At 69.9% G+C, this 14,518-nt stretch carries 12 protein-coding genes and 2 pseudogenes; 5 read left to right on the top strand and 9 right to left on the bottom strand.

Going from position 1 to position 14,518, the window contains the following annotated elements; all coding sequences use genetic code 11:
• Together AC08OT_RS07950 and AC08OT_RS07945 are read left to right on the top strand one after the other, a co-directional pair.
• Positions 1-859 (top strand): RNA-guided endonuclease InsQ/TnpB family protein (locus tag AC08OT_RS07950; RefSeq protein WP_476592221.1); only part of this gene is annotated, 859 nt, incomplete at its 5' end.
• Positions 860-968: 109 nt separating this feature from the next.
• Positions 969-1,802 (top strand): annotated as a pseudogene (locus AC08OT_RS07945) (TrmH family RNA methyltransferase).
• 10 nt (positions 1,803-1,812) lie between these two features.
• Here AC08OT_RS07945 and AC08OT_RS07940 read toward each other — a convergent pair.
• Positions 1,813-2,289: a DUF2752 domain-containing protein gene (locus AC08OT_RS07940; protein ID WP_476592220.1), complete on the bottom strand. Its 477-nt coding sequence runs from the start codon at positions 2,287-2,289 to the stop codon at positions 1,813-1,815.
• Positions 2,290-2,387: 98 nt separating this feature from the next.
• Between AC08OT_RS07940 and speB the strand changes: the two genes are divergently transcribed.
• Positions 2,388-3,410, top strand: a complete 1,023-nt coding sequence (speB, locus tag AC08OT_RS07935) for an agmatinase (RefSeq protein ID WP_476592219.1) — start codon at positions 2,388-2,390, stop codon at positions 3,408-3,410.
• Between the two features lie 130 nt (positions 3,411-3,540).
• Here speB and AC08OT_RS07930 read toward each other — a convergent pair whose 3' ends face one another.
• Positions 3,541-3,993, bottom strand: coding sequence for a hypothetical protein (locus tag AC08OT_RS07930; protein WP_462189237.1), 453 nt, complete (start codon positions 3,991-3,993; stop codon positions 3,541-3,543).
• Between the two features lie 216 nt (positions 3,994-4,209).
• Positions 4,210-4,521: pseudogene (locus AC08OT_RS07925) on the bottom strand (transposase); the annotation flags it as partial.
• Between the two features lie 20 nt (positions 4,522-4,541).
• Between AC08OT_RS07925 and AC08OT_RS07920 the strand changes: the two are divergent.
• Positions 4,542-5,564: a MarR family transcriptional regulator gene (locus AC08OT_RS07920; protein WP_476592218.1), complete on the top strand. Its 1,023-nt coding sequence runs from the start codon at positions 4,542-4,544 to the stop codon at positions 5,562-5,564.
• Between the two features lie 117 nt (positions 5,565-5,681).
• On the top strand, positions 5,682-7,031 hold the full coding sequence (locus tag AC08OT_RS07915) for an ABC transporter substrate-binding protein (RefSeq protein WP_476592217.1): 1,350 nt from the start codon (positions 5,682-5,684) through the stop codon (positions 7,029-7,031).
• 106 nt (positions 7,032-7,137) lie between these two features.
• Here AC08OT_RS07915 and AC08OT_RS07910 read toward each other — a convergent pair whose 3' ends face one another.
• The 6 genes from AC08OT_RS07910 to AC08OT_RS07885 form a co-directional block, all read right to left on the bottom strand.
• Positions 7,138-7,812, bottom strand: a complete 675-nt coding sequence (locus AC08OT_RS07910) for an ABC transporter ATP-binding protein (RefSeq protein WP_476592216.1) — start codon at positions 7,810-7,812, stop codon at positions 7,138-7,140.
• Complete coding sequence (locus AC08OT_RS07905) at positions 7,809-8,612, bottom strand: ABC transporter ATP-binding protein (protein ID WP_476592215.1); 804 nt, start codon at positions 8,610-8,612, stop codon at positions 7,809-7,811. Before AC08OT_RS07905 ends, AC08OT_RS07910 begins: the two co-directional genes overlap by 4 nt.
• Positions 8,609-10,909, bottom strand: a complete 2,301-nt coding sequence (locus AC08OT_RS07900; RefSeq protein WP_476592214.1) for an ABC transporter permease — start codon at positions 10,907-10,909, stop codon at positions 8,609-8,611. Before AC08OT_RS07900 ends, AC08OT_RS07905 begins: the two co-directional genes overlap by 4 nt.
• A 120-nt stretch (positions 10,910-11,029) precedes the next feature.
• Positions 11,030-11,530, bottom strand: coding sequence for a transporter (locus AC08OT_RS07895; RefSeq protein ID WP_476592213.1), 501 nt, complete (start codon positions 11,528-11,530; stop codon positions 11,030-11,032).
• Positions 11,531-11,896: 366 nt separating this feature from the next.
• Positions 11,897-12,847: an NAD-dependent epimerase/dehydratase family protein gene (locus tag AC08OT_RS07890; protein ID WP_476592212.1), complete on the bottom strand. Its 951-nt coding sequence runs from the start codon at positions 12,845-12,847 to the stop codon at positions 11,897-11,899.
• Positions 12,848-12,855: 8 nt separating this feature from the next.
• On the bottom strand, positions 12,856-14,349 hold the full coding sequence (locus AC08OT_RS07885; protein WP_476592211.1) for a helix-turn-helix domain-containing protein: 1,494 nt from the start codon (positions 14,347-14,349) through the stop codon (positions 12,856-12,858).
• Between the last annotated feature and the right edge of the window lie 169 nt (positions 14,350-14,518).

Raw genomic sequence — 14,518 nt, 5'->3', positions numbered from 1 at the left:
CTGGGAGAAGCGCGCCGGCTACCCCTCGTTCAAGAAGAAGGGCAAGACCGCCGATTCAGCGGCCTACTCCCGGAACTGCTTCACGTTCCGGGACGGGCAGATCAAGCTAGCGAAGCAGGACCGGCCGTTGGACATCATCTGGTCGCGCCCGCTGCCCGAGGGGGCGGAGCCGTCGCAGGTGACGGTGTCACGGAACTCACGCGGCCAATACTACATCTCAATCCTGGTCGAGGAGACCATCGCCATCCTGTCCCCGCGTGCGGGTCAGGTCGGTGTCGACGCGGGTATCACCTCGCTGCTCACTCTGTCGACCGGGCAGAAGGTCACCAACCCGCGGCACGAGAAGCGGGACCGTGCCCGGCTGGCCCGCGCGCAGCGGGAGCTGTCCCGCAAACAGAAGGGGTCGGCGAACCGGGCGAAGGCCCGGCTGCGGGTGGCGCGGATCCACGGCCGGATCCGCGACCGGCGCCGGGATCATCTCCACAAGCTGTCCACGAGGATCATCCGCGAGAACCAAACGGTGGTCATCGAGGACCTGGCGGTCCGCAACATGGTCCGCAATCATTCGCTTGCACGGGCAATCTCCGACGCTTCGTGGTCGGAGCTGCGGCGGATGCTGGAGTACAAGGCCGGCTGGTACGGCCGGACCGTCATCGCGATCGACAGGTTCTATCCGTCGTTCAAGACGTGCTCGGTGTGCGGGTCGATCGCAAACACGATGCCGCTCGACGTCCGGACATGGGCCTGCCGTGGCTGTGGCGCCGTCCACGACCGGGACGTGAACGCGGCAATCAACATTCTGGCCGCGGGGCTCGCGGTGTCCGCCTGTGGAGACGGAGTGAGACCGCCTCGCTCCTGACGCGAGGAGGCATCCGTTGGTGAAGCAGGAACCCGCACCGCGAGGTGTGGGAATCCCCGGCCTTCAGGCCGGGGAGGATGTCAAGGTCGTGACCGCCCCACCAGTCATCATGATCGACGATTCGGGTGATCCCCGGGTCGACGACTACATCTCGTTGACCGACGTCGCGCTGCGCCGTCGGCGGGAGCCGGCCGACGGACTGTTCATCGCCGAGGGCGAACAGGTGATCATCCGGGCGCTGCGGGCCGGCTACCGGCCGCGTTCGGTCCTGGTCTCGCCCGCGCGCCTGACGGCTGTGCCCGCGGACCTCGGCGCCGACGTTCCGGTGTACGTCGCGGGACCCGACGTGCTCGCGGCGATCATCGGCTTCGAGGTGCATCGCGGGGCGCTTGCGGCGATGGGCCGCCGGCCGCCCCGCGCCGCGGCCGACCTCCTGGTCGACGCCCGGCGGGTACTGGTGTGTGAGGACATCGTGAGCCACACCAACCTGGGGGCGATCTTCCGTTCGGCCGCGGGACTCGGGATGGACACGGTGCTCCTGAGCCCGCGCTGCGCCGATCCGCTCTACCGGCGTTCTGTGCGGGTTTCGATGGAGGAGGTGTTCGCCGTCCCCTATGCCCGGCTCGAACCCTAGCCGGAGGCCCTCGGTCTGCTGCAGGATGCCGGGTTCACGCTGCTGGCGCTGACTCCGGCGGCGGACGCCGAGGATCTTGATTCCTTCGCGGCCGGACTCACCGCCTGCGCCGCGCCTGCGCCTGCACCTGCACCGGTGACAGAGGCGGCCCGGGTCGCGTTGCTGCTGGGCACGGAGGGCGCCGGGCTGTCGGCGGCGGCGCAGTCGGCGGCGACAGCCCGGGTCCGGATTCCGATGGCGCACGGGGTCGACTCGCTGAACGTCGCGGCGACCGCCGCCATCGCCTGCTACCTGCTGGGCCGCCGTTGAGCCGCCGGGTTCAAGAGGCGAGCCAGCGGCAGCCGGGCAACGGCAGGTTCCGCAGCACCCAGAAGGCGACGATCAGTATCGGAACGGCGGGAAGCAGGCGGGCCGGTACCTGGGGCAACGGGCGGCGCCAGCCGGCCGCCCGCGCCACCGCCACGATCCAGCCGAGCACCAGCATCGGGGCGGCGATGACGAAGAAGACATTGTAGTCGGCCGCGGCCGCGAGGTGTCCGTGCAGGAGCTGGTGCAGGCCGCGGAGGGCGCCGCAACCCGGGCAGTCCAGGGACGTGGCCCACCGGAACGGGCACGTGGGGTAGTGGCCCGGCTGGGCGGGGTCGACGAGGTACACCCGGCCGCAGACGCCGACGGCGGCTACACCGAGCACGGCAAAACCCGCCAACCGGGCCCGCGGTGACCAGACCCGGCCCGGGCCGGTCGGTTCCGACGCCGTGTGTGCCGGGTGGTCTGGGTGCGGTGCCGCGACCTCCACCGGAGAAGCGTAACCGGGGCGCGGACGGCGGACCGTGGGACAGCGGACCGGGGGTGGCGGACCGTGAGACAGTGGATAGGGCCCGATCGGAGGGACAGATGACGGCACGAAACGGCGATCGTGAGCCGGGCCCGGACGCCCCCGGCTACGCGGGGCTCGCGACCTTCTGCGGACTGCCCTGGCTGCCCGGGACGGAGGCGCTGGCAGCCCGCCGACCCGACGTCGCCGTCGTCGGTGCTCCGTTCGACATCTCGACGACCCACCGTCCCGGCGCCCGGTTCGGCCCCCGGGCGATGCGGGCCAATGCCTACAACCCCGGCACCTACCATCTCGACCTCGGTATCGAGATCTTCGACTGGCTCGACGCCGTCGACGCCGGCGACGCGCACTGTCCGCACGGGCTCACCGAGGCGTCTCATCGCAACATCCGGGCCAAGGTCGCGCAGATCGCCGGGCTCGGCACGATCCCGCTCGTCATCGGTGGTGACCACTCGATCACCTGGCCGGCCGCAACCGGCGTGGCCGACGCCGTGGGCTGGGGTGAACTCGGTCTGCTGCACTTCGACGCGCATGCCGACACCGCGGACGTCATCGACGGCAACCTCGCCTCGCACGGCACTCCGATGCGACGGCTCATCGAGTCCGGTGCCGTGCGTGGACGCAACTTCGTCCAGGTGGGGATACGCGGCTACTGGCCGCCGCCGGACGTGTTCGCCTGGATGCGCGAGCAGGAGATGACCTGGCATCTCATGCACGAGATCTGGCAGCGGGGCAGCCGTGACGTCGTCGTGGACGCGATCGCGCAGGCCACGGACGGGTGCCGGGCACTGTACCTGTCGGTCGACATCGACGTCCTGGACCCGGGGTTCGCGCCGGGCACCGGCACCCCGGAACCCGGGGGGATGACCCCGGCCGACCTGCTGCGGGCGGTCCGTCAGATCGCGCTCGACACGCCGCTCGTGGCTGCCGACATCGTCGAAGTCTCCCCGCCGTACGACCACGCGGAAACGACGGTCAACAGCGCCCATCGCGTCGCCATGGAGGTCTTCGCGGGACTTGCCTACCGCAGGCGGGAAGCCGCCGGTGGCGTTCCGGACCTGCCCGGGTCGGCCCCGGCCTGAGCCGGCCCTCCGTGGCAACCGTCTGTCGCAACCGACGGTCCAACCGGGAGCCGGTTGGACCGTCGACCGAACCATCGGCGTTTCGTATTCTCACGAGTACTTCGTATTCTCGCGAGCACGCAGAGCGCCCTCATTCCAGGTGCAGGGCGCCCTCCTCAGCCGTGCGCGCACCCACGTCCGGCGTGACGATGCTGGGAACGGCGAAGTTCGCGTCGTAATCCTCCGCGAGGGTCGTCGTCCCCTCGCCGTATGCGTCGGCGTCGAGAACAGCCCCGGACTCCCGCCGCTCGGCTTCCAGGTAGGGGTCGGCGTCCGGCGTTTCCGCGGCGAGTTGCCGATCGAAAGACGACCCCGCACGCTCCTCACGTGGTGTGCTCGGATAGCGGACGCCGGCACTCGGTCTGTCGGGTGCATCCCAACTGTCGTCCAATGGATCTCGGCCGGCATCCGTCGAGCCGAGATCGTCGCTGTCAAGCATCTCCGCGGGTTCCAGGGGAGCATCCTCGCGGTACCACGACCGTTCGGAGTCGGCTGCGATGGAACCCGGGTCGAACTGCTCGGGACCCGAGGCTGACTGCGTCATAGCTGCCTCCCCGACCGGCCCACGGGCGCGGCGCGGCCTGCTTGGGACATCCCGCAACATTCCGCCCGGCAAAGCGAGTCCGGCCACTGTTGATATCGGTGCGTCCCAGGCCGCTCCCGGCACGCCTCGCCGCATGACCTTCCCGGCGACGGCCGGGCTAAGCCCGCCGCGTGGCCCTTGCTCGCCGTGGCCCCATGCTTCGACCACCGTTTGGTTCTCGCGGATGATCCTCGCGGACAGCGTGTGCAGATGATCCCGGATCCGGTCGCGGATCCGGTCGCGGATCCGCGCCACCTTCGCCCGGGCCTTCTCCCGGTTCACCGACCCCTGCCGCGTGCGGGACAGCTCCCGCTGCGCCTGGGTGAGGCGCTGCCGGTCGCGGCGTGAACGACGTGGATCGGGCGACCGGGCGGGGTGTGTGCCGCCGCGGACCGGGTGCCCGCCGAGAGTGGCATTGCGAGTGCCATCGGCAGCGGGACGGAAACGATTACCGCGTGGGGTGACCCCGCTTGTCGGCGAATAGGAGATGGCGTATACCGTCCCGCTTTGTGGCTACTGTTGCTGACCGGATACTCGACCAGCTTGCCAAGGTTCCCGCGGGTTTGGACGACGGCAGGTTGGCGGCGGCGATCGGGGCGAGCCGGGGCACGGTGAACCAGGTCTGCCGGAAGCTCGCGCAGGCGGGGCGGCTGGACCGAGGTCAGGGTCCCGACGGCCTGATTCTCAACCGTCTGGCGCTCGCGGCGACCTCGCCGCCCGAGGAACCGGAATCCGCTCCTGCCGCGGAATCCGCCGGCGTCGCCCCCTCGGCGCTCGCCGAGGGGGTCACTTCTCCCGCCGTGGCCGAGCCTGTTCCCGATGCGTCCGCGTCGGCCGAGTCCTCGTCGGCCCAGCCTGTTCCCGACGTCTCCGCGTCGGTTGAACGTGCTCCTGTGGGGTCTGAGCCTGCCGTTGCCGCCGCCGAGGCGGTCACGGCCACAGGCACCGATGAGCAGGCGGTCGATGGCGAGCCGGTGGACCTGCTCGTGGAGCCAGCCGCCGAGCTGGTGGTCGAGGTCGTCGAGCCCGACCCGGTCGCCGAGGCGGGTGCGGCGGCGGTCGAGGCGGCGGTCGAGGCGGGTGCGGCGTCGGCCGTGCCGGCCCCGGAGCGCGCCGAGGATCCGGTCACAGCGATCGGCCAGGCCTTGGCCGCTCTGGACGAGGCGATGTCCGTGTTGGGCAGCACGATCGTCCCGGCCTCGCTCGATGCGGCAGGTGGTGCATCGCATGCCTCGCCGTCGCCAGGCGGTACGGTAACCGAGCTTTCCGGGGAGCGGCGGGCTCCCACGGAGCGCGCCGACGGCGTCGCGGGTGGCAGCCGGCCGGTAGCCGGCGCGCCCCTGCCCGCGGGGACGGCCGCGAGCAGGGAGACCCACGAGCCGGCGAGCAGGGGTACCGCACGCCGGGAAGGCGGGGAAGACAGGGCCGAGGGGAGCACCCCGACTTCGGGGAAGGCGCCGGCCGATCGCGTGAGCACCGCACCGGTGCGTCGGAGCTGGTGGCGCCGAATGTTTGTCCGTAACGCCCATTGATGTAACTAACGGTACATAGTCGGCAATGGGACCGGCTGTCGTCAGGTTGACGCGTCGACGATGTTGATCGGCAATAACGTTTCGAGCGTCACCGATCTACCAGGGGAGAGCATGTCCATGCGAGCGAGATCGCTCATCGCCGCCATTGTGCTGTCGTCGCTGGCGCTCGTCGCCTGCGGCAGCCGGGCCAGTAACAACGGAACGACCTCGGCCGGCAACAAACCGGCCGGGGCGTCGAACAACACAGCCTCGGATATCGGTGTCACGCCGACCGAGATCAAGATCGGTACAATCGCCGGCCTGAGCAGCGGTTTCGGGCCGGACACGTTCTCCGCCTCACTGTACGGGGCGCGGGCCTATTTCAAGGCGCTCAACGCCGCGGGCGGAGTCAACGGGCGCACCGTGAACCTCGTCGAGTGTGACGACAAGGGCACCGGTGACGGAAACACGAACTGCGCGCACAAGCTCGTCGACGACGAGAAGGTCTTCGCGCTCGCCGGGGTGACGGCGTTCGACTACACGGGTGCGCAGTACATCAACTCCAAGGGTGTGCCGGATATCGGCGGCCAGCCCGTGTCCGCAGCCCACGATCAGTATCCGCACCTGTACTCGATCTACGGCAGCTATTATCCGCGCACCGGCAGCCGTCCCGGCTACAACGGCACGCTCTACGCGGGGACCGAGACCTACCGCTGGTTCAAGCAGAACCTGAAGACCAACGTCGCCGGGGTTGTGTACTACAACGTCGCCCCGTCGGAGCGGTACGCCAAGTCGATCGCGGACGGCCTGCGCAAGGAGAGCTACACGGTCATCGAGGAGCAGATCAATCTCGGCGCCCCGAGTTGGGATGCGACGGTCCTCGACCTCAAGCGGCGCGGCGTCCAGATCGTCTTCGACGCGATGGACGACGGCGGTAATGCTCAGCTGTGCAACGCCATTGAGTCCCAGAAAATGCCGATCACGGCGAAGGTGACCCCGCCGCAGGGCTGGGCCAACAACGTCCGCCAGGTCTATAATGCCTCCCCGAATTGCCGGAACACGATCTACTCTACTGGCGGCACCGCCAACTATGCGGACACCCAGATTCCCGCGGTCGCCACGTTCCAGAAGGATCTGCAGGCGGCCGCGCCCGATCGGGTAGCCAAGACGAACCTGTGGATGCTCGAGGGTTACGCCTCGGCCCAGTGGCTAACCGACGCGATCCGGTCCTGCGGCGCCGACGTCACCCGCGCCTGCGTCGAGGCGTACATGAACAGCGGCAAGGACTACGACGGTCACGGCCTGCTCATCCCGACTGGCCGGAACTTCAAGAAGTTGCCTGAACCGCCGTCGCAGGAGCAGAACTGCCTCAACGTCGCCCGTTGGCAGGACTCGGCGAACGGAAACCAGGGCGGCTGGGTGACCCAGGTCAAGGACATGAACACCAACTGCTTCACTGTCCCGGATCTGCCCTACCAGGCCGGCTGATCTCTCACGGGACCGCCCGAGTGATCTCGGGCCCCGGTCGGGGCACCCTCCACGGCGCCACGGAGGGAACCTCGACCGGGGCCTTTCAGCGGGGCCTTTCGCGGCCCTACGCCCGGAATTCCCCCGGTGCGCCCGCGAAGGACCGCTCGCCCCGGTGCAGGACGTAGACCAGGTCCGCCATCGCCAGGGCCTGCTCGGTGTACTGGTCGGCGAGCACGACGGTGGTGCCCGACGCGGCGACCGTCGCAAGCCAGCCGAACAGGTCCGCGGCGACCTTCGGGGATAGTCCGAGCGACAGCTCGTCGACCATCAGGACCGAGGGGCGGGCCAGCAGGGCGCGGGCGAGCGCCAGCATTCGCCGCTCACCGCCGGACATCGATCCGGCCCGCTGCGTCAGCCGCTCCCGCAGCCGGGGGAACGACTCCAGCGCGGGGGTGATGTCGGGGTGCCCGCTGGCTTCCGCGATGATCTGCAGATTGTCCCGGACCGACAGGGTGGCGAAGACGGCCCGTTCGTCCGGCACGAGCATCAGTCCCCGGCGGGCCCGGTCGACGGTGGACATCTTGGTGATGTCCTCGCCGCGCCAGGTCAGACTGCCCGAACGCAGTGGGATCAGCCCGGCCAGCATCCGCAGGGTGGTGCTCTTGCCCGCGCCGTTGACCCCGAGCAGGGCGGTGACCTTGCCGGCGGGGATGGCGAGGTCCAGACAGTGCAGGACCTCCACGGTCCCGTAGCCGGCCCGCGCCCCGGTCAGTTCGAGTTCGGCTGTCGCCGTGGTCACGGTGCCTCCTGCGGCTGCTTCAGGACCGTTTCATCGTGGCGATGGGCAGCCTGGGCCAGGTACACCGACCGCACGGTTGGGTCGTCGCGGACGTGCCCGGGATCGCCGGACGCGACGACCCAACCGCCGACCATGGCGTACACCTGGTCGGCGACGGAGAAGACCAGGTCGACGTCGTGGTCGACGATCAGGATGCCGACCCCGTCGTCGGCGGTCTGGCGCAGCAGCTGCGAGAACCTGGCAGTCTCGTCGTTGTCCAGGCCGCTGGCGGGCTCGTCGAGCAGCAGGATGTCCGGTTGGGCGCACAGTGCTCGCGCGAACTCGACCAGCCGCAGGGCACCGGTGGGCAGCGTGCCGGCGATGGTGTCCCGCAGGTCGGACAGGCCGAGAGAGCCGAGGGTCTCCTCGACGAGGCGGCTGACGTGGCCTCGGCCCTTGGACGCCACGCCCAGCAGGCCGCCGGCATAGTCCCGGTGCCGGTTCTCCGCGCCGACAAGCAGGTTGTCCGAGACCGTGAGGGTGGGGAAGAGCGAGGGAACCTGGAAGGTCTGCACCAGACCACGCCGGGACCGGATGTCTGGCCGCATTTTCGTGATGTCGCTCTTGTCGAGCAGGACCTTGCCCTCGTCGGGCTGCTCGACCCCGGTCAGCAGGCTGAACAGCGTCGACTTCCCGGCACCGTTCGGGCCGATAAGACCGGTGATCACGCCCTGGGGGGCGACGAGGTCGACGTGGTCGACCGCGGTCAGACCGCTGTAGCGGCGGACCAGGCCAACGGCCTGTAGCACGTGCCGACTCATACCCGGCCTCCGTCCCGCAGGGAGGTCGCCGCCGCGGGTCCCGAACCCCCCTGCTCGTGGCCCACGTGACCCGGTGAGGTGGGGTAGACGTCGGCGGGCAGGCCACCGCCCTCGCCGCGGGGCGCGGGGGTCACCAGCGGTGCGTCGCCCGACCGGGCCGCATACTCCTGCACCAGGGTCAGCAGGCTGGCCCCGAATGGGGTCGGCTGCGGCGAGCCCGGTGGCAGCACGGGCGAGGAGCGGCCCGGGGGCCAGCTCGCGGATGGCCTGGGCCGGGCGGCCCCCAGGGGCGCGCCGATCCCGGAGATCCCGGTGATGCCAGTGGTCGCCGGCAGGTATCCGACGGCGGAGATGCGCACCGGCACCGGGCGCGGTGCCCGATGGTTGGGATCGACGAAGCCGTCCGCGAGGTGGAGGGCGAGCAGCCGCAACAGACCCCGGACGGCCGAGGCCAAGCCGCCGGGCATCCAGCCGAGGGCGAGGGCGAGGATGCCGATGGCGAGGATCGAGGACCCGGCCGGCGCCAGCACGTCGATCGTGACGATGAACGCCGCGGCGATGATCGCGCCGGCCGCGCTGTCGGCGCCGAAGACGACCACGGCGGTGAACCACAGCAAGCTCTGCAACGGTGCGAAGTCGTCGGCGGAGAACGAGTAGCTGCTGTGCACCAGCAGCGCACCACCCAGCCCGGCGACGACGGAGGAGACGGTGAAGGCCAGCAGCTTGAGGTTGCGGACGTCGACCCCCACCGCCGCCGCACCCTCCGCATGGTCACGTACGGCGAGCAGCGCCCGACCGAGCCGACCGCGATGCAGATTACCCACGAAGAACAGGCCGAGGCCCAGGCAGGCCAGTTCAAGGACGTAGAACGCCTCGTCGGGCAGCTCCCAGCCGAAGAACGTCAGCGGGTCGAGGTAGAGGCCGGTCGCGAAGGTCGGCTGCTCGAAGACGAAACGGCTGACCACGGCGCCGACCGCGAAGGTGGTCAGCGCCAGGGTGAGGCCGCGGCGGCGGATCGCCGGGTAGCCGGTGATCAGACCGATCGGGGCGACGAGCAGGGCACCGATGAACATCGACGCGACGCCCGGCAGCTTCGGCAGTCCGAACAGGTCACCGTTGGCGAGCTTGCGTGACAGCAGCGCCCCGAGGCCCGCGTATCCGGCCGAGCCCAGGGAGAGCTGGCCGCTGTAGCCGGTGACGATGACCATCGACAGGAAGATGAGAGCGAGCGCCGGCACCATGAACGCCGAACGCAGATCGGACGGGGCGAAGGTGAGCGGTGCGAGCAGCAGCGCGGCACCGCCGAGCTTGCCCAGAAAGTCACGGCGGGCCTTGGTCTGGCTGGCCGGGCCCGCCGGCGGTGCGCCGCGGCTGGAGAAGCTGGCGGTGGTCCCGGAGTCGCCGGTGCCGAGCTCGCGCAGCTTCGGCACCGCGAGCAGCAGGACCAGCAGGGCGACGATGAACAGGTTCGACTGCAGGACGGTGAGGATCTGGCCCGCATCACCGTCGAGGGTGAACTGCTTGAGTTCGCTCTGCAGGACGGCAATGCCCAGGGCAGTGAGGACGGCCACCGGCATGCTCGACAGCCGGGCCGCCACCACCACCGCGAAGGTCTCCAGCACCAGCAGGGTCAGCCCGTACGGGGTGAGTTGGAAGCGGGGGGCGAGCAGGATGCCGGTAAGGCCGGCGAGCGTAGTCCCCGCCGCCCAGCCGGCCGCGGCGACCCGGTCCGCGCGAACACCGGACAGCTCGGCGAGCTGCCGGTCGTCGACAACCGCACGGATCTGGCGGCCGAACACCGTGCGGGTGGCGATGACGCCGATGACCGCGCAGAATACCACGACCATCGCGAGCTCGGCCAGCGCGTCGACACCGATCCGGGTGTCACCGAACAGCTGCACCGACGAGTTCGGGAAGATGCTCGGTGCGTCGCTACGCGAGCCCAGACCCCAGATGCCCGCCGTCATCCCGAGGGTGAGGACCAGCACGCCGAGGCTGGCAACCAGGGATTCGGCTGCCGATGCGCGGCGACGGGCCAGCGGCCGGAAGACCAGCCGCTCCAGCAGCAGGCCGATCCCGGGAGAGAGCACGGCGAGCGCGATGACGGCGGCCAGCCAGATCGACAGCCCCCACTCGACCACCATCTCGCGGAAGACGTACGCCACCAGCGTGGCGATGCCGCCCTGGGCCAGGTTGAGGACCCCGTTGGTACGGTAAGTGACCAGCAGGCCGATACCGGACAGGGCTGCGATCGCCCCGAGGGAGATCCCCGCCAGTCCCAGGTCGATGCTGGTCACCGGGCACTCCTTGGGAACCTGCCGCCGCCGGCCGTCCGGTCGCCGCCGTCCGCCGGGTCACATGTGATCACGGAACTGCTCGCCTTCCGCGCCGTGGCATCGTGGGAAACGCAGGCTCTGTCAGGCGCGCTGGCCGGGTGTGGTGGCGTTCGTGGCGGGTGCCTGGCCGCCCCCGGGGTCCGTCGCGGCGAAGCGCGAGTTCTGCTGGTGCGTGGCTGTTGTCTGCTGGTACGAGCCTGTCTGCTGGTACGAGCCCTGGGGGCGGGTGACCGGCTGACCGGCCTCGGGTGCGGCACCCGCGACCGCTGCCGCGATGATCAGTGAGTGTAGGTCGTCGACCTGGCCGGCGGTGTGGGCCTGGGCGGCCTGAGCGGCGTCGAAGCGGTCGGCTACCAGCAGCGCACTTCCTACCAGGATGAGTGCCAGCCCCCCGAAACCGCCGGAGACCACGTAAGGTAGTTGGAAAGCGACGTCCGTCTCCTTGGAGACGCCCAGGTAGCAGCCGAGCAGAAGTACGCCGCCGGCGGCCATCACCACCCATCCGCGCAGCGCGCGGACCACGTCGACTACCAGGCGCGATGTGGGCCGCGGGTTATCGGTCCCAGCGGTCTGCTCGTCCACTTTCGTCCCCCCCAAGGAGCATGTCGTCGGTCGTGCGGGCGGCGCCCGCGCGTGGAGCCCGCCCCCGAGATGATCCGGGTCACGACAGACGTCAGATTAGTGTGCGGAGATGAACAGGTGCTCCGTCGGGTGGCCTGCGGCTGTTCCCGGCGAGCTCCGGCGGCACGGGAAGCTCGGTCGCATTAGGTATACGAGGATAGGCCGGCCGATGGAAGGCCTTACGAAGTATGCCTGCCTGCAACCAGCCTGCTACTTTATGTTGGCTGGCGGATGGCCCTCGGGCCAGGAGAAAGAGCCGGGAGGGATGCCCGCCGGAGCCTGCCGCACCGCGGGCCACCGCGGGGCCGGTGTGGGCCCCGCGGGGTCTCAGGTGATGCTCGGAGCGATCCGCTGGCGTGGCGGCAGGGCGGCGGCCCCGGCCGGTGTCGGCCCCCGGCCCCAGCGCCACACGTCGGCGACGATGCGGTCGATGCTCGACGCCGGAGAACTCCAGCCGAGATCGGCGCGGATCCGGGTGCTGTCACCGATCAGCGTCTTCGGTTCGGAGACCGGCGGACAGTGGACGCGGCGGACCGGGCGCCCAGCGACTCGGCCGACCGCGGCGAGCACGTCAGTGACACTCACCCCGACGCCGCTGCCCACGTTGAACACCGCGCAGTGCCCGGGGCGCGCGGCGACCAGCGCCGTCAGGTAGGCCGTTGCCATGTCCACGACGTGGACGTACTCCCGCAGCGCGAGGCCGTCCCCATTGACCCGGAACACATCCCGGCACCCGCTCGCCACGGCGATCGCCGCCGGGATGATCCGGCTGCCGTCGCGGTTGATGTGTCCCGCGACGGCACCCGCGACGTTGAAGGAACGTAGAATCACCGCGCCGAGCAGCCCGGTGCCGGCCTGGTGGGACAGCAGCCGCTCGGCGGCGAACTTGGAGGTTCCGTAGGGGTTCACCGGGTCGGGTGGGCAGGTCTCCGGGATCCGCGCGAGGTCGACGTTGCCGTAGACCGCGCAGGTGGATCCGAAGACGAACGCGGGTGCGACTCCGGTGTGCTCAGCGCCCTCCTCCAGGGCAGCCAGCAGGTTGATGGTGCCGGTCAGGTTCGTCTGGAAGTAGCGCACGGGACCCAGCCGCGACTCCCGCACCCGGGTCAGGGCCGCGAGATGGCATACTCCCTCGAATCCTCGGCTGACCCCCGCCGCGGCCAGCTGGCGGGGATCGAGCAGGTCCGCGGCCACCACCTCGATATCGGGGGCGAACCGCGGCGTGGTCATCGGCTCGCGGACCATCGCCGTAACTTGGTGCCCGGCGGTGGCGAGCATGTCCGGGATCAGGATGCGGCCCGCACGCGCATCCCGAGGAGGATCTCCCGGTGGCGCCAGGCGAGTTCCAGGCAGGCGGCGGCCGACGGGGCGATGGGCTCGGTGTCGACGAGACGGCGCAGTGCCGAGTGGGTGAACGGGATGCCCTCGGTCACCGACCGGTTCGGACCCGCGGTGACGACCGATCCCTCGGCATTGGTCTGGACCATGCTGCCGAACAGCCGGTCGAAGGCGTCGGCGTCCACCACGACGACGGTGAGGATCTCGCCGAACAGGGTGAGCGCGTCCAGCCCGATCCCGAAGTACGACACCCGCATGGCGCCGGACCGACGCGCCTGCTCGAACGAACGGAACGGCTCGTCGGTGTCATAGTCGATCGGGCTGGACGAGCTGCCGTCGTGCTCCGGGTTGCCCAGCAGCTCCTCGCTCAGCTCACGCATGATGTTGCGCCACAGGTCGAAGTCGGCCTCATGGTGGAACGGGGTGATGCCCGACGGCTGGAAGACCCCGGCCGGGATGACGTGGTACACCCCGCCCGCGGTCACGACCGAGCCCGCGCTGCGCCGGTGCAGGAAGAAGCTCGCCTGACCGCCGCGATCGTGGCGGATCGTGAGCGTGTTGATGGACGGCAGGGCCGCCCGCCGGGTGAAGTCGAACGGATCTCCGATGCGCGCCCGGAAGGGCAGCGCGGGCCAGGACAGTCCGCTGCCGGCCATCGCGGCCGCCGTCTCTTGTGCGACGGTCTCGCAGATGTCAACGGCGTCGAAGTACGTCGTGTGGGCGAAGCTCAGCGACGGATGGTTGTCCGTCGACGGTCCCGCGGTCCCGTCACCGCCGATATCGAGCAGGCGGAAGCTGAGCCGGTTCTCGAACAGAGTCGGCCGGTCGAGATCCCGCATCGCCCGCGTGTAGCGCTGGTAGCGGTTCTGCTGACCGCCTCCACCAAGCAGGGGCCGGCTACCGGCCGTCTCGGGTTCGTCCCCCCTGATCGTGGGGGCCTCGGCGCTATCGTGCCACTCAAGGGTGACATCGTCGATGTCCACCGGGGTGTCCCACACCCAGCCGGGCCGGGCCAGTAGCCCGCTGCCGAGCCGGTCGGTTTCCGGGTAGAGCCGCACCGCCGCGCGGGCGAGGCTGATCCGATGGTGGTTGAGATGATCGCGGGTGAGCCGCCACACGCGTTGGCTCGCGGCGGCCTGCTCGGCCGCCGGACTGCGCGGCGCAGTCTCCCGGCAACGGTCCGTCATCGATCTCGGAGCCAGGCCGACGTCCTCGGGGGACAGCGCCAGATTGCGGGCGATGTGACGGAGCGTCGAGATGTCGTGGATAGCCCGCCGGCCGCTCTCCACCTTGGATACGTAGGACTGGTCGAAGCCCAGACGGTCGGCGAGCTGCTGCTGCGTGAGGCCGTGGGCCTGCCGGTACGCGCGTAGGAGTTGGCCCACACCAACGCTGGTGGGAGTAGAACGCGGCGGCGTCCATAGCCAAGTGTGACCGGTCACCCGCAACCCTCTCGTCCGACAATCGTGTTACGCGAAGTGAGCATAACGAGCCGGGCATCTAGGGGTGCAGTGACATAATTCGAACATCTCGTGTGGGTGTAATTTTGCGGCTTCCAGTAACATCCCCGGCCCCCTGGGGATCGTCATTAAATAAGTTGATCATTTGATC

It is taken from the genome of Frankia sp. CgJB1, from assembly GCF_977947065.1.
This window is presented reverse-complemented; position numbering and strand designations above follow the sequence as displayed.